At 70.5% G+C, this 15,649-nt stretch carries 11 protein-coding genes and 2 tRNA genes; 7 read left to right on the forward strand and 6 right to left on the reverse strand.

Annotation, left to right across the window (positions count from 1 at the left end):
* Positions 1-17 precede the first annotated feature (17 nt).
* Positions 18-1,214 (forward strand): zinc metallochaperone AztD, encoded by a 1,197-nt coding sequence (aztD, locus tag AB0N80_RS07075; protein ID WP_363390618.1) that lies wholly within the window; start codon positions 18-20, stop codon positions 1,212-1,214.
* 93 nt (positions 1,215-1,307) lie between these two features.
* Here aztD and AB0N80_RS07080 read toward each other — a convergent pair whose 3' ends face one another.
* Complete coding sequence (locus AB0N80_RS07080) at positions 1,308-2,195, reverse strand: LysR family transcriptional regulator (RefSeq protein ID WP_363578298.1); 888 nt, start codon at positions 2,193-2,195, stop codon at positions 1,308-1,310.
* A 99-nt stretch (positions 2,196-2,294) separates the two neighbouring features.
* On the opposite strand from AB0N80_RS07080, the gene AB0N80_RS07085 reads away from it, so the two are divergent.
* Positions 2,295-5,768 carry a bifunctional proline dehydrogenase/L-glutamate gamma-semialdehyde dehydrogenase gene (locus tag AB0N80_RS07085; RefSeq protein ID WP_363578299.1) on the forward strand — a complete coding sequence of 1,158 codons (3,474 nt, stop codon included), beginning with the start codon at positions 2,295-2,297 and terminating at the stop codon, positions 5,766-5,768.
* 66 nt (positions 5,769-5,834) lie between these two features.
* On the opposite strand, the gene AB0N80_RS07090 is transcribed toward AB0N80_RS07085, so the two are convergent.
* The gene (locus AB0N80_RS07090; protein WP_363578300.1) at positions 5,835-6,509 is read right to left on the reverse strand and encodes a pyridoxamine 5'-phosphate oxidase family protein; all 675 of its coding nucleotides are present in this window, start codon (positions 6,507-6,509) and stop codon (positions 5,835-5,837) included.
* An 81-nt stretch (positions 6,510-6,590) separates the two neighbouring features.
* Here AB0N80_RS07090 and AB0N80_RS07095 point away from each other — a divergent pair, with 81 nt between their 5' ends.
* The gene (locus tag AB0N80_RS07095) at positions 6,591-7,994 is read left to right on the forward strand and encodes a PLP-dependent aminotransferase family protein (RefSeq protein WP_363578301.1); all 1,404 of its coding nucleotides are present in this window, start codon (positions 6,591-6,593) and stop codon (positions 7,992-7,994) included.
* Here AB0N80_RS07095 and AB0N80_RS07100 read toward each other — a convergent pair.
* Entirely contained in the window at positions 7,991-9,580 is a 1,590-nt protein-coding gene (locus AB0N80_RS07100; RefSeq protein WP_363578302.1) for an NAD(P)/FAD-dependent oxidoreductase, read from the reverse strand. The genes AB0N80_RS07095 and AB0N80_RS07100 overlap by 4 nt on opposite strands.
* 61 nt (positions 9,581-9,641) lie before the next feature.
* Here AB0N80_RS07100 and AB0N80_RS07105 point away from each other — a divergent pair, with 61 nt between their 5' ends.
* The 4 genes from AB0N80_RS07105 (at position 9,642) to AB0N80_RS07120 (ending at position 12,353) form a co-directional block, all read left to right on the forward strand.
* Positions 9,642-10,439: an inositol monophosphatase family protein gene (locus AB0N80_RS07105; protein WP_315995066.1), complete on the forward strand. Its 798-nt coding sequence runs from the start codon at positions 9,642-9,644 to the stop codon at positions 10,437-10,439.
* Positions 10,440-10,679: 240 nt separating this feature from the next.
* Positions 10,680-12,110 (forward strand): peptidoglycan DD-metalloendopeptidase family protein, encoded by a 1,431-nt coding sequence (locus tag AB0N80_RS07110; protein ID WP_363578303.1) that lies wholly within the window; start codon positions 10,680-10,682, stop codon positions 12,108-12,110.
* A gap of 67 nt (positions 12,111-12,177) precedes the next feature.
* Positions 12,178-12,249, forward strand: a tRNA-Thr gene (locus tag AB0N80_RS07115).
* Between the two features lie 27 nt (positions 12,250-12,276).
* Positions 12,277-12,353: transfer RNA gene (locus AB0N80_RS07120), tRNA-Met, on the forward strand.
* Here the strand turns inward: AB0N80_RS07120 and AB0N80_RS07125 are convergent.
* The 3 genes from AB0N80_RS07125 to AB0N80_RS07135 form a co-directional block, all read right to left on the reverse strand.
* The gene (locus AB0N80_RS07125) at positions 12,310-14,097 is read right to left on the reverse strand and encodes a recombinase family protein (RefSeq protein ID WP_363578639.1); all 1,788 of its coding nucleotides are present in this window, start codon (positions 14,095-14,097) and stop codon (positions 12,310-12,312) included. The two genes, AB0N80_RS07120 and AB0N80_RS07125, sit on opposite strands and share 44 nt — an antisense overlap.
* 132 nt (positions 14,098-14,229) lie before the next feature.
* Positions 14,230-14,682, reverse strand: coding sequence for a hypothetical protein (locus AB0N80_RS07130; protein WP_363578304.1), 453 nt, complete (start codon positions 14,680-14,682; stop codon positions 14,230-14,232).
* Positions 14,679-15,524, reverse strand: coding sequence for a replication-relaxation family protein (locus tag AB0N80_RS07135; protein ID WP_363578305.1), 846 nt, complete (start codon positions 15,522-15,524; stop codon positions 14,679-14,681). Before AB0N80_RS07135 ends, AB0N80_RS07130 begins: the two co-directional genes overlap by 4 nt.
* Positions 15,525-15,649 lie beyond the last annotated feature (125 nt).

Consider the following 15,649-nt stretch of genomic DNA (forward strand, 5'->3'; position numbering starts at 1 on the left):
TGAGAGAGAGAAATCACATGCGCACTTCCTCCTTCCGCCGCGCGGGCCTGCTCGCGCTCGCGGTCGGCGCGACCGTCGGCCTGTCCGCCTGTGCGGGCGGCGCCGGTTCGGCCGCCCCCGCGTCGAGCGCCCCCGCCGACGCGGCGACCCGGGTCGCCCTGTCGTACCCCGGCGGCATCCTCGTGCTCGACGGCGACACCCTCGAGACCCTCGGCGACATGCCGAGCGAGGAGTTCACCCGGCTCAACCCCGCGGGCGACGGCCGTCACGTCATGGTCACCACGAGCGCGGGCTTCCAGGTGCTGGATGCCGGCGCCTCCGGCGTCGAGCCGGAGCTCACCGACCTCGTGTTCGAGGCGTCCAAGCCCGGTCACGTCGTCACCCACGGCGGGACGACCGTGCTCTACGCCGACGGCACGAGCGACTCGACGATCTTCGACAGCGACGCCCTCCTGGCATCCACCGATTCTCTTCCCGCGGTGCAGACCGTCCCCGGCGTCGAGGCGCACCACGGTGTCTCGATCGTGCTGGAGGACGGCACGTTCCTCACCACCGTGGGCACCGCCGACGGCCGCACGGGCGTCGTGGCGAAGGATGCCGCGGGTTCCACCATCGCCGAGAGCGCCGACTGTCCGGGCGTGCACGGCGAGGGCACCGCGAAGGACGAGGTCGTCGTGTTCGGCTGCGAGAACGGCGCGCTCGTGTTCGACGGCGGTGCGTTCACCAAGCTCACCGCCCCCGACCAGCCCTACGGCCGCATGGGCAACGCCTACGTGAGCGAGAGCAGCGCCCTCGTCGTCGGCGATTACAAGGACGACCGGGATGCCGAGGGCTACCTGCTGCACCGCGTGGCGCTGATCGACACCGCCGCGAAGACCCAGCGCGTGATCGACATGCCCGAGGGTGCGGAGTACACCTTCCGCGACGTCGCGCGGGGTCCCGGTGAGCTCGCGTACGTGCTCTCGTCGGACGGCGCGATCCACGTGCTCGACCCGGCGACGGGGGAGTTCACCGACGCCTTCCCGGTGATCGACGCCTGGGAGGGCCCGGTCGAGTGGCAGGACGCCCACCCCGCCATCAAGGTCTCGGGCGACATCGCCTACGTCACCGAGCCGGCGAAGAACACCGTGCACGCGGTCGATCTCACCACCGGCGAGGTCGTGAAGAGCGTGACGCTCGCGCAGACGCCGAACGAGATCGCCCTGACGAAGTAAGCGGCGCTCGGCTCCCCTCGCAGATGCGCGCGTCCTCACCGGGCCGCGGCGGACTTCTGCGAGGGGAGTGCGCGTCTGCGACCCGGGTGCGTCTCACCGTCCGCCCCGGTCGTACGCCACTTGCAGCGCCGCGCGCACCGCGCGGACGCCGGGGCGGTCGGCGGTTCCGCGGCGCACGGCCGTGAACACCTCGCGTCGGGGCTCGCCCGGCAGGTCCACGAGTCGCACGGGCGGCGCCTCACCCGCGAACACGAGGTCGGGGATCATGCCGACGGCGTGACCGGATGCCACGAGCCGCGCGTGCGCGGTGAGATCGGCCATCTCGAACCGCACGTCGGGCTCGAACCCCGCCGCCCGGCACTGCTGGGTGGCCCACTGACGAGCGGCGGTGCCCACCGGTTCCATCACCCACGCGCGGTCGCGGAGATCCTCGAGCCGGTGCGCCGCATCGCCCGGCGCGACGGCCAGGCGGATGGCATCCCGTCCGAGGAGTCCGCGTTCCAGGCCCTCGCGATGCTCGCGGGTGTGACCCGGGTACTGCTCGGCGACGGCGAGGTCGAAGCCGCGGGCGGCCACCTCGAACAGTCCCTCCTCGGGGGCGAGCTCGGCCACCTCGACGCGCAGCTGCGGCTCGCTGGCGGCGAGGGCGTCGAGGGCGCGCGGGAGCAGACCGTGCGCCGCGGACTGCATCACGGCCACTCGCACCGGGGCGAGCGAGGGCCGCATGCGTTCGAGTTCGGCGCGAGCGGCTTCGTCGGCGGCGAGCATACGGGCGGCGTGCGCGGCCAGAGCGGCGCCCTGCGCGGTGAGGCGCACCCGCCGTCCGTCGGGCTCGAGCAGCGCGACCCCCGCCTCCTTCTCGAGCAGGGCGAGCTGCTGCGAGATGGTCGACGGACTGTACGACAGGGCCTCGGCGACGGCCGCGAGGGTGCCCCGCACCGACAGTTCGTGCAGCAGGCGGAGTCGGCGCAGATCGAACACGGCATCCCTTCGGTTCTCTCGATCAGTATGCGTCAGTATTCATCGCTTTTCTCGAACGGATGCGAACCCCATGCTGAGAGCATCCGAGGAAGGATCGCCATGTCGCTCACCGATGTCCCCGACACCACGTCCGGCACCACCCCCGCTCCGCCGTCGCCGCAGGAGCTCGTGTCGCCCGCCGAGCTCGCCGATGAGGCGATCGCCCTCGTGCGCCGCTGGCTCGCCGAGAGCCGGGAGGAGCCGGTCGATGTCTCGGCCCAGCGCCTGGCCGGCGTGCTGCGCGACCCGCACGGCCTCGACTTCACGGTGGGATTCGTCGACGGCGTCGTGCGTCCCGAGGACGTGCGCGTCGCCGCGCGCAACCTCGCGGCGCTCACCCCGCTCATCCCCGGGTTCCTCCCGTTGCACCTCAAGGCCGCGATCCGTCTCGGCGCCTTCGCCGCGCCGATCCTGCCGCAGGCCGTGGTCCCCGCCGCGCGGACGGCGCTGCGCTCGATGGTGCGCCACCTCATCGTCGACGCCACCGACCGCAAGCTCGGCGAGGCCATCACCTCGATCCGCGGCCGGGGAGACGGCATCCGCCTCAACGTGAACCTGCTCGGTGAGGCGATCCTCGGTAAGAAGGAGGCCGCGCGTCGTCTGGCCGGCACCCGCAAGCTTCTCGCGCGCGACGACGTCGACTACGTCTCGATAAAGGTGTCGTCCACCGTCGCCCCGCACACGCCGTGGGCGTTCGACGCGGCCGTCGCCGATGCCGTGGCGGCCCTGCGCCCCCTGTACCGGGTCGCGAAGGAGACGGGCACGTTCCTGAACCTCGACATGGAGGAGTTCAAAGACCTCGACCTCACCCTCGCCGTCTTCGAGGCGCTGCTGGGCGAGCCCGAGTTCCACGGCGTCGAGGCCGGCATCGTGTTGCAGGCCTACCTCCCCGACGCGCTCGCCGCGATGATCCGCCTGCAGGAATGGACCGCCGCGCGGGTGGCATCCGGGGGAGCCCACATCAAGGTGCGCGTCGTCAAGGGCGCGAACCTGCCGATGGAACGCGTGGATGCCGACGTGCACGACTGGCCGCTCGCCACCTGGCCGTCGAAGCAGGCGACCGACGCCTCGTACAAGGCCGTGCTCGACTACGCGCTGCGCCCCGAGCACACCGCGAACGTGCGGATCGGCGTCGCCGGGCACAACCTCTTCGACGTCGCCCTCGCCTGGCTCCTCGCCGAGCGCCGCGGCGTGACCGGCGGCATCGACGTCGAGATGCTCCTCGGCATGGCCACCGCGCAGCAGGCCGTCGTGCGTCGCACGGTCGGTTCGATCCTGCTCTACACCCCCGTCGTGCACCCGCAGGAGTTCGACGTCGCGATCGCCTACCTGATCCGCCGCCTCGAAGAGGGGGCGTCGAGCGAGAACTTCATGTCGGCGGTCTTCGACCTCGACACCCATGCGGCTCTGTTCGCCCGGGAGCGCGACCGCTTCCTGGCATCCCTCGCCGACATGCCCGAGGGCACTCCCGCATCGAACCGCGTGCAGGACCGCACTGCTGCCGCGGCCCCCGCGCCGATTCACGGCTTCCGCAACACCCCCGACTCCGACCCGGCGATCGAGGCGAACCGCGACTGGTCGCGGGCGATCGTCGCTCGCATGGAGGAGTCGACCCTCGGCGCGCAGACCATCGCCGACCACACGGTCACTGACGAGACCGCGCTGAACGCGATCATGCAGGATGCCGCGGACGCCGCCGCGTCGTGGCGCGCGCTCGGGGCCGCCGGTCGCGCCGAGATCCTGCACCGCGCCGGAGATGCGCTCGAGAAGCGCCGCGCCGACCTGCTCGAGGTCATGGGCGCCGAGTGCGGCAAGGTCATCGAGCAGAGCGACCCCGAGGTGTCGGAGGCGATCGACTTCGCCCACTACTACGCGGAGCAGGCGCGCACCCTCGAGACCGTCGACGGCGGGACCTTCACCCCGGTCGGTGTGACCGTGGTCACGCCGCCGTGGAACTTCCCCGTCGCGATCCCCGCCGGCTCGACCCTCGCGGCGCTCGCCGCCGGATCCGCCGTCGTCATCAAGCCCGCGGCCCTGGCCGAGCGCTCGGGCGCCGTCATGGTCGAGGCGCTGTGGGAGGCCGGCGTGCCGCGTGAGGTGCTGCAGCTCGTGCAGGTGTCCGAGAACGACCTCGGACGACAGCTCCTCACCCACCCCGCCGTCGAGCGGGTCGTGCTGACCGGCGCCTACGAGACGGCCGAGCTGTTCCGCTCGTTCCGCCCCGACCTGCCGCTGCTCGCCGAGACGAGCGGCAAGAACGCCGTGATCGTCACGCCCAGCGCCGACCTCGACCTCGCGGCGAAGGACGTCGCGATGTCGGCGTTCGGACACGCGGGGCAGAAGTGCTCGGCGGCATCCCTCGTCGTGCTCGTCGGTTCGGTGGCGCGCTCGCGTCGCTTCCGCGACCAGCTCGTCGACGCGGTCACCTCGCTCGAGGTCGGGATGCCGTGGGACGAGGCCTCGCGCGTCGGGCCGCTCATCGAGCCGGCGCACGGCAAGCTCCTGCAGGCGCTCACGACCCTCGAGCCCGGCCAGCGCTGGGTGGTCGAGCCGAAGAAGCTCGACGACGACGGCTCGCTGTGGCGCCCCGGCATCCGCGAGGGCGTCCAGCCCGGCAGCGCCTTCCACCGCACCGAGTACTTCGGACCCGTGCTCGGCATCATGACCGCCGAGACGCTGGACGAGGCGATCGAGATCGTCAACGCGATCGAGTACGGCCTCACCTCGGGGCTGCACGCGCTGGACTCCGCGGAGATCGACACCTGGCTCGCGCGCATCGAAGCCGGCAACGTCTACGTCAACCGCGGCACCACCGGCGCGATCGTGCAGCGGCAGCCGTTCGGCGGGTGGAAGAAGTCTGCCGTCGGCGCGGGCACCAAGGCCGGCGGACCGCACTACCTCTTCGGGTTCGGAACGTGGGCGGATGCCGAGACCTCGACGCCTCGCACGCCCGACGCCCTCGCCGCCCCGGCGCTGGCCGCCGTGCCCGCCGCCGACCGCGACTGGCTCGCCGAGGCGCTCGCGAGCGACGCCGCCGCGTGGGCCGAGGAGTTCTCGCTCGCCCGTGACGTGACCGCGCTGGAGTCGGAGCAGAACGTGCTGCGCTACGCCGCCGTGCCGGTCACCGTGCGGGTCGAGGACGCGTCGGCGTCCGCCCTCGTGCGCGTGGTCGCGGCGGGCGTGCGGGCGGGCTCCGTCGTGACCGTGAGCGCCGCCGCCGAGCTGTCGCCCGCCGTGCGCGCATGGCTCGAGGGCGTGGGCGTCCGTGCCGCGGTGGAGGACGCCGCGGACTGGGCTCGCCGCGCGGCGCGCCTCGCGCGCACCGGCGGGCGCGTGCGCCTGCTGGGCGGCTCGACGCTCGCCGTCGCCGAGGCCACGGGGGGGTCGCCGTCTGTCGCGGTCTACGCCGGCGAGGTCACGCGAGCCGGACACGTCGAGCTGCTGCCGTTCCTGCGCGAGCAGGCCGTGTCGATCACCGCGCACCGGTTCGGCACGCCCCGCCGGTACGCGGTGCCGCCCCTCGTCCGCCGCTGAACGTCGTCGAAGGCGGGGTCGCTCCTTTTTCCGGGGCGGCCCCGCCTTTCCCGTGTCCGGTCGCGGCTACGCCATGCCCGACGCCGCGATGCGCTCCGCCGCGCGGCGCACCGAGGCGGGGACCGGCGTCCCCTCCGTCGTCTGCGCCGACGGCACCGGCTCTCCGGCGACGACCCGCAGCGGCAGCATCCCCGCCCAGACGCGGCGATCCTCGCCGTCGTCGTCCTCCTCGACGAGCGACCCGGCGTTGTCCTTCACGCTCGCCTCGGCGAGGGGGATGCGCAGCACCATCGTCGCAGCGAGCTCGCGGGCGTTCATCGGCCGGACGTCGGAGCTGCGCCCGGGCATGAGGTGCTCCGACAGGGCGAGCAGAGCCGCCTCCTTCTTCTCGGGCGGAACGACGGATGCCACGCCGTGCACGACCGCGCACCGGTACCGCATCGAGCTGTCGAACAGGGAGCGCGCGTACTTCAGCCCCATCAGGTGCGTCACCGTGACGCAGACGGGCGCGCCCGCGGCGAGGCGGCGGAAGAAGTCGCTGCCGGTCGACCCGTGCACGAGGAGGTCGTCGCCGTCGCGGCCGATGCCGACCGGGAGGGCGATCGGGCGGTCGTCGCGCACGATTGCGAGAGTGGCGGACAGGGCGCCGTCGATCACGTCGTACAAGGCTGCGCGGTCGGTGACCTGGTGGTGGGCTCCGCGGCGCACACGGGTCAGGGTCGTCAGGGGCAGATCGGTCATGGGTCGATCTCACCCCGCCGCGTGGATCATGGCCTAGTCCGGTTCTGTGGCGATCGAGTGGACCGGTGACAGAATCGGGTCGTGATCGACGTCGGCATCCTGGATCGCAGCGCGCCCGTCCCGCTGCACGAACAGCTCGCGCGCGGGATCCGAGCGGCGGTGCTGGCCGGGCGCGTCCGCGGCGGTGACGACGTGCCGTCGACACGCGCGCTCGCGGCCGACCTCGGGCTCGCGCGCGGGACGGTCGTGTCGGCCTACGAGATCCTCGCGGGGGAGGGGTATCTCGTCGCCCGACCAGGCGGGGGCACGGCGGTCGCCGACATCGCGCGCCCGGTCGCGGCGTCGTCCGCCGCCACGTCGACGTCGCCCGTGCCCGCGCTGAGCGCCCCGGTCGTCGACCTGCGTCCCGGTCGCCCCGGCACCGCGGGCATCGCCGACGTCGCGTGGCGGTCGGCCTGGCGTCGGGCGAGCGCGATCGAGGTGGCGCCCGACGTGGCCGATGTCACGGGCGACCCCGCGCTGCGTGCGGCGATCGCGGCCCACCTCGGGCGCACCCGCGGCCTCGACCTCGCACCCGACGACGTCATCGTCACCGCGGGCACGAGCGACGCGATGCTGCTCACCCTGCTCTCCCTCTCGCCCCGCGGCTCCCGCCTGCGCGTGGGGATCGAGAACCCCGGTTACCCGCGTGTCCGTCGCCTGCTCGGCCGCCTCGGCGCGGAGGCGGTGCTTCTGCCCGTCCGGCTCGATAGGGGGTTCGACCTCGACGCCTTCGAGGCGCACGACGACCTCGACGCCGTGATCGTGACCCCGCATCATCACTACCCCCTGGGAAGCCGACTGGATGCCGCTGCCCGCTCCCGCCTGCTGGAGGGGGCATCGCGCGTCGGCGCGGTCGTCGTCGAGGACGACTACGACAGCGAGTTCCCGCACGGCCGGATGCCCCTGCCGCCGTTGCATCTGCTCGATCCCGCGAACGTGGTGTCGATCGGCACGCTGTCGAAGGTGCTCAGTCCGGCGCTGCGCTGCGGCTGGATCGTCGCGACCGGTGTCCTGCGCGATCGGATCGTCGAGGCGCGCACCGACCTCGACCCGCCGGTGTCGCAGGTCCAGCAGCGCGCGCTCGCCCTCTATCTGGCGGAGGGAGCTCTGGCCCGGCACACCGCTCGCCGCCGCCGCGACTACCGCCACCGCCGCCGGCTGCTCCTGAATGCCTTCGCCGCGGTCGACGGCGTGACGCTGACCGCGACCGACGGTGGGCTGCACGCGGTGGTGCTGCTCGACGACGCCCCACCGGCGTCTGAGCGGGCGATGGTCGACGCGCTCGCCGCCCTCGGCATCCTGGTCTCGCCCCTGTCGTCCTATGCGGTGCCGGGGACCGCCGCGGACCTGCCCGCGGGCATCGTGTTCGGCTATGCCGAGCCGCCCACGCCCTCCCTGATGGATGCCGTCGGCCGGATCATCGCGGTGGCGCGCGGTCTCTAGCCCTCGAGGATCTCCAGCGCCGCCATCGCCGCGTTCTGCCCGCCGATGCCGCTGACCGCCCCGCCGCGCTGCGCGCCGGAGCCGCACACCAGCACGCGCGGGTGAGGTGTCGCGACGCCCCACCGGGCGGCGGGCGTCGACGCGGGGGCGTCGAGCCACGGCCACGACAGTGCGCCGTGGAAGATGTCGCCGCCGATCATGTTCAGCGACTCCTCGAGGTCATGGGTCGTGCGCGCCTCGATGCAGAGTCGCCCGTCGGGGGCGCGGAGGATGCAGTCGCGCAGCGGCTCCGCGATGACCGATTCGAGCGAGGCCTGCGCCGCCGCCAGCAGCTTCGCGCCCGCGGCGACGGGATCCATGTCGGCGATGAGCCGGTGCGGCACCTGCAGTCCGAACATCGTCAACGTCTGTGCGCCGTCCGCGACGAGGTGGTCGCCCAGGATCGACGGGTCGGTCAGCGAGTGGCAGTAGATCTCGACGGGGAGCGGCTCGGGGATGAGCCCTCCGGATGCCGCCGCGTACGCGGCATCCACCTGGGTCATGGTCTCGTTGACGTGGAAGGTCCCCGAGAAGGCGGCCTCGGGAGTGACCGATCCGTCGCGCAGGCGGGGAAGGCGCGACAGCAGCATGTTGACCTTGACCTGAGCGCCCTCGGGCGTCTCGGCGCCCGTGGTCGCGCTCCCGCCCGCGGACAGCAATCGGTCGAGGGCGGCGCGGCCCACGCCGCTGAGCACGAGCTCGCCGTGGAACACCTCGGAGCGGTCGGTCATGGTGTGCACGTCGCCGTCGGGCGAGATCGAGACGACCTCGACGCCGGTGAAGATCTCGACACCCGCCTCGAGAGCGGCTCGCTCGAGCTCCTTCGTGATGGCACCCATGCCGCCCACGGGCACGTCCCAGTCGCCCGTCCCTCCGCCGATCACGTGGTACAGGAAGCAGCGGTTCTGCACGAGCGAGGGGTCGTCGGAGGTGGCGAAGGTGCCGATGAGTCCGTCCGTGAGGGCGATGCCGCGCACGAGATCGCTCTCGAACGACCGCCGCAGCAGGTCGCCCAGGGGTCGTGTCGTCAGCGCGTCCCACAGGTCGTCGTCGCCCACCCGGGCGCGCAGCTCCTCGGCGGTCGGCAGGGGATCCGTCATCGTCGGGAACACCGCCGCGGCCAGCGGGGCGAGGCGCTCGCCGAAGGCCGAGAACCGCTCCGCCTCGGCGGCGCCCTCGTCGCCCAGGGTCCGGACGAACGACGCGGTGGTCGCCTCGGCATCCTGGGTGTCGATCAGGATTCCGCGGGACGGATCGCGCGGGTCGGGTGTGTACGACGAGTACCGACGCCGTTTGAGCGTGATCCGCAGCCCGAGGTCGTCGATGATCTTCTGGGGCAGCAGGCTCACCAGGTAGGAGTAGCGCGACAGGCGGGCATCGACGCCGAACCACGGGCGTTCCGAGACGGCGGCACCGCCCACGGCCTCGGCTTTCTCGATCACCGCCACGCGGCGCCCGGCCTGGGCGAGGTAGGCCGCGGCGACCAGGGCGTTGTGCCCGGCCCCCGCGATGACGACGTCGTACCGGCGAGAATCCGAAGCGGTCATGACCCCACGCTAACCAGGGCGACGAATTCCGCGCAGGGGGTGGCGCACTAGCGTGGATGCCATGACCCTTCCCGCAGAACTGCTCGACATCGCCGCGCGCATCGCCCGTGAGGCCGGCGAACTCGCCCATCGCCGTCGACAGGAGGGGGTGACGGTGGCCGCGACCAAGTCGGCCGCCGCCGACATCGTCACCGCCGCCGATCGTGAGGTGGAGGCGTTCATCCGCGCGGAGCTCGCGCGCGAGCGACCCGACGACGGGTTCTTCGGCGAGGAGTCCGGGGCCGAGGAGGGCACGAGCGGGATCACCTGGGTCGTCGACCCCATCGACGGCACCGTGAACTACGCCTACGGCATCCCGGCGTGGGCCGTCAGCATCGCCGCGGTCGAGGGCACCGCCGAGACGGCGGCGTGGACGGCGCTCGCCGGAGCCGTCTTCAACCCCGTCACGGGCGAGTTGTTCACGGCTTCGCGCGGCGGGGGAGCGTGGCTCGGCGACCGACGTCTCGCGGTGAGCGAGGTGGGCCCCGCCGGCGGCCTCGTGGCCACCGGCTTCGGCTACAACCCCGAGACCCACGGTCCGGCGCTCGACCAGCTGGCGCGCGTCATGCCGATCGCTCGCGATGTGCGCCGCATCGGTGCGGCCTCCCTCGACCTGGCCTCGGTGGCCGCGGGGCGCGTCGACGCCTACTACGAGCGCGGCACGCAGCCCTGGGACCACGCGGCCGGTTCGCTCCTCGTGCAGGAGGCGGGCGGCACGGTGGGTGGGGCGCCCGGCGGGCGCCCCGGCAACGGCATGGTCATCGCCGCCGGGCCGGCCTTCTTCGACCGCCTGGAGCCCCTGCTCGACTACGACAGGTGAAAAGGCGGGGCGCTCATGGCATTCCCAGACCGCCCGAGGTAGGGTGTTTACCAGTTCGTTATTTTTCCGCGACCCGAACCTGCGGAAAAGGCCAAGCCCCCAAAGCCCGAAGCCGTCGCGCCTGCGACACGACACGAGAGCCCCCGCGCGTTGCCGTCAGAAGCCCCCGAGACTGAGCCCGCCCCGACCCGGCGGTCTCGTCGCCCCCTCGCCACGCCCGCCGCCGAGTCCGCTCCGCGATTGACCCGCGCCGAGATGCGCCGTCTCGCCGCGAGCGAAGCACCCACCGCGGTCGTCGACGAGCCCGCCCCGAAGCCCGCCGATCCGGCCCCCGTCGACGCCGAAGCCGCCTCTCAGCCCGAGCTGATCGAGAACGTCGCGATGGCCGTCATGGAGACCGTCATCGCCGCGACGATCGAGCCGACGCTGCCCGACCGCGACACTGTCGCGGAGGGTCCGGCCGACGGCGCCGCAGCCGACGAGGCGGACGCCCTCGAGGTCACCGTCGTCGAGGAGCGCCGCTCCGACGAGGTCGCCGTCATCCTGCAGAGCGCCGACAGCGACGTGGCCACCACCCCGGTCTCGCTGCCGACCTCGCCCATCACGCTTCCGGTCACCCGCCGCTCGCGTCGTCGCCCGGCATCCTCGGTCATCATCGACTCCGCCGTCGACGACGCCGTCACCGCCGAGCCGGTCGACGAGAGCCCGGATGTGGCCGTCCCCGCGCTCGCGGCCTCCGTCGCCGCCGACGAGCCCGTCGCATCGCCCTCCGCGTCCGCGGACGAGGCCGACGAGTTCGCCACCGCCGCGCGACTCTTCGCCTTCACGGGCGAGACCGCGATCCAGTCGCCGATCGTCGCGGCCCAGGAGCCTGTCGCAGAGGGGCTGCCCGCCGCGGCGGCGGCCGCTCCCCGCACCCGCCGGAACGTGCGCCGCATCGCGGCCACGTCGTTCTCGGTGGGCGTCATGGGCGTCGTCGGCCTGCTCACCGTCGGCATGACCATGCCCGTCAGCGCCCTCGCCTCGGCGAGCGGCACCGACAGCGTCACGGCTCCGGCCGCGTCCGCCACGACCCGCCTCGCGGTCGGCGGCAGCGACGTCGCCGCCGGCGACGGCGAGATCCAGGCCTACGTCGCCCCCGCGCAGGCGCAGGCCGGTGTCGTCGACCGCGCCGACGACGGCTACAGTGCCACGACCTACGCGAAGATGGCTCTCGATTCGGGCATCACCCGCCCGTCCGACTTCTACGTCAACGACCCGACCGCGCCCATCCAGTGGCCCTTCGCCGTGGGTGTGTCCATCTCGTACGGCTTCGGCATGCGCGACGGCGGCTTCCACGAGGGTGCCGACTTCGTTCCCGGCGAGGGATCGCCCGTTCAGGCCATCGCCGACGGCACCGTGCGCATCGCGACCGAGCAGGGCGGCGCCTTCGGCGTCACCGTGCTGATCGACCACGAGATCGACGGGCAGCTCGTCTCGAGCCGCTACGGCCACATGCAATACGGCTCGCTCCAGGTCACGCAGGGCGAGAAGGTCCACGTGGGTCAGTTCCTCGGTCGCACCGGCAACACCGGTCGCTCCTTCGGTGCGCACACCCACGTCGAGATCCTCCAGAACGGCACGACGCCGATCGACCCGATCGCCTGGCTGCGCCAGCACGCCGGAGGATGACCCTCGATTCGTAAGAGAGTGTCTCGGTCTGATATTCTCTTCTAGTTGCCCGGAGCGATCCGGGTACGCCCCGATAGCTCAGTGGCAGAGCACTTCCATGGTAAGGAAGGGGTCGTCAGTTCAATCCTGACTCGGGGCTCAAGCATTCGGTATCCGGATGCCACGCGGCGGGGTAGCTCAGTTGGTGAGAGCGCACGACTCATAATCGTGAGGTCGCGGGTTCAAGCCCCGCTCCCGCTACCAAAGTTGTCTTACTCGAACAAATGACTTCAAGATATTGAGTCAGGGTTTCGCGAGAAGAAGCGTCGGAACCGTCTCCGGCGCTTTTTTCGTTGGCCGCCGCCTCGAGTGCTGCGCTGCGGATGTCAGCGACAACTGGCTGGTACGCAGAGGATGCGGTCACCTGATGACCGTCGTCGTGGATCCAGATACGTGAGAAGAAGGCTGACAGCAGCATGCGACGCACGCCGTCGCTCGCGGACAGGAATAGAGCGCGAGGCTTCTCCATCAGGTCGAGGTAGATCATCGCGGACTCGGTCTTGGAGCGCAGAAAGTCCTCAGTTGACGCGAGTTTCGCGCTGACGTCGTTCTTCTTGATCTGGAGCTCCCGGAGGCGCTTACGAACGATCTCCGGCGGCAGCTCGCCTTCTGCAGCGATGTCGACGAGGCGTTCCTCCTTGGACTCAAGTTTCTTCAGCTCTTTCGAGAGCCTCACGCGCTGTTCGCGCTGACGTGTCAGAAGGTGCTCCAGGGCGTCTTGCAACCGCTCGCGGGCTTCCATGAGCACGCTCGCCGGTAGTGCGGCTGTTCCGAACAGCGTCGCGATGGCACGCTCGACATCGGCAACCCGGAGATACTGCAGCTCACAGACGCCATCCTGCCGACCACGGCACAGGTAGTAGTCGAACAGTTCGCCATACCTATTGCGGGCTTGGCTGAAGATGAGGCGGTGTTCCCTTCCCGCCGCATCGCATTGACCGCAGAGCAACATGCCGCGGAGGAAGTGGCTGTGGACCCGGTCGCGCTGACCGCGCTTCAGCCGGGCGTTCATGACCTCCTGCACTCGTTCGAAGAGTGCGGTCTCGATGATCGCAGGGTGGCGACCGGGGTAGACCTGATCTTTGAACGTCACCATGCCGAGGTAGTACGGATCCCGGAGAATGAGGCTGAGTTGGCTTCGAGACAGGGGGCGCTCGGGCCACTTGGCCGATTTTCTGGTCGTCAGCCCCTGTTCGGCAAGGGCATCAGCAAGACGCATTGTGCTGTAGTCACCGGTCGCGTACTGCTCGAACGCCCACTGAATAAGAGGTGCGCGGACAGGATCGACGTCGATGGTGTTGACGAGGCGGCCGTCGAAGTCCTTGCGGACGTTGAGGTAGCCCAGTTTCGCGCGGCCAACGGTGCCGCCGTTCTTGGCTTTGTGCAGCAGCTTGTTCTTGATGTCCTCGCCACTCTGGCGGACTTGGACTTCGTTCATGATGTCCGTGATGGCTTCCATGGCGTCTGCCATGTAGCCGTCGCCGAACTCTTCCTTGGCGGAGATGAGTTTGACGCCCATCCCGGCGAGGATGCGTTTGGTAATGGCGGCGTCCGCCTGATTGCGGAAGATGCGCGAGCGCATGTAGATGACGACGTACCCCACTTCCGGGTGTTCTTCGACGTAGCTCAGTAGCTCGCGGAAGACGGGGCGCTTCGCGATGGACTGGGCGGAGTTACCGGGTTCGACGAACGTTTCTGCGATAGGGGCTTTGAGCCGCTTGCATCGCTTGATGCATAGCTCGCGCTGCGTGGCGATTGAGTTGCCGTCGGCGTCGATATCTGCGGCCGTGTGCATCTGGCGCTGGGTACTCACACGGAGGTACAGGATGGCCTGTCCACCGGACTCGCCGGTGGTGGGTGGTGCGGTGCCGTCGAGGCCAAGTAGTTGTTCCCACCCGGCGAAGGAGCCTCGTCGCCGCACGGGCGTGGTGTCGGTGGTGTCTGTCATGGTCTTCTCCTTTCTGGGATTCGCCGTGCCGCTGAGGCACAGGTGGCCCTTTGATTTACGCTCACTTCACCTCTTAAGTCGAGATGGTGGGCGATGTGGTTTTGACACCGCTGACCTGGGGAAAACCTCTCGTCACTTGTTGAAGAGGTGCCACCAGCCGTCGAGGAGGATGGCGTCATAGGTGTCGAAAATTTGCTGGTCAATCGCGGGCGTGTTCCAGATCAGCTGGTCTTCGGGGATCCCTTGAACGTCCATGACGTGTTTGACCGCGTCGAGCCATCCGAGGTTTTCGAGAATGTCGCGGCGGATCTCTGCGAAGGACTCCCACGCGTCGACGTAGGCATCGTGGAACCGGTCGATGAGGTCGTCGGCAGCGAGGTTGGTGTCGGTCAGCATGAGGTAGGCGGCGAAGGCGGACCCGTTTGTTTCGACGCCTCGGAGGACGCGGAGAGCGTCGCCGGCATCGTGGAGCACTGCGAGGGAGCGGTCGACGGACGCTTGGGCTTCGGGGCCGAAGCGTGGGTCATTCTGCGGTCGTTGAGTTTCGCCGCCGTGGTCTTGTGGGGGTGGTGTTTCCGGGGTCATGGTTCCTCCTTTCGTGGGGGTGGCGTGGGTGCGGCGACATCGCTGGTGAGCGTGGCGGCGAACTGGGTGGTTGTGATGACTGTGAAGAGCCGATCTGGCAGATCCTGTTCGGCGTGGATGGCGGCGGTGAGGCGGTCTGCCCGCCGCTGTGTGGGGACGATCCACACGACGCGGGGAAACACACCGTGCTCGGTTTGCGCGCGCCCTGTGGCCCGGTATGCCGTGTAGAGGCGGCACTGGCCGAGGACGACTGGGATGCTTTCGCTGGCTCGGTCGATCTCGAGGTAGTAGTGGTCGTCGTAGTCGGGTGTGGACAGGTGGGCGTAGAGGTCGGGCTTCAGCACGGTGGGTGTGGCGTGTGTAGTCAGGAAGGGCCGCCACGCCTGGCTCTCGATCTCGACCCGCTCCAGTTCTGCACCCGTTGCTTGGGCCTGGGTAATGAGCGTGACGTGGGTGTCGGTGATGGCGAGGGTGTGCTCGAGGAACAGGGTGGAGACGGAGGCGAATCGGCGGCGCGATGTTTGCTCGGGTCTGGTGAGGCGTTCTCCGACGGCGTCGAGGTACCAGATGCTGGCAGCTGACCCGCGGGCGGATCCGCCAACGCGGCGTTCGAGGCGGGCGACGAGTCGGTCGCGCAGCAGCCGATGCAGAACGCGGATGCAAGCACGGGTACCGGCGGTGGTGGTGGCGTGGCCAGCGAAGAACACGTCGCGGAGGTGCGTGGTGCTGGCGTAGCGGTGCCGGCTGAGGAAGTCCAGGATGTGGTGGTCGCGGGCGGACAGGCTCAGGTACAGCTCTCGCAGTCGCGATGGACCTGCTCCAGTGCGAGACGAGTCAGGCATAGTGAGGCCTCCAGGAGACGGGGCACGGGCGTGGACAAGGTCGCTTGGTAGCGCTGGGGTATCCCGCATTGTGCGGGATAGTCCCCTCCCAACAGGGGCGATGATGGCCAAAAAGACGGGGCTGT

Origin of the sequence: Microbacterium sp. NPDC089188 (genome assembly GCF_040685155.1) — a bacterium.
Lineage (GTDB): Bacteria > Actinomycetota > Actinomycetes > Actinomycetales > Microbacteriaceae > Microbacterium > Microbacterium galbum.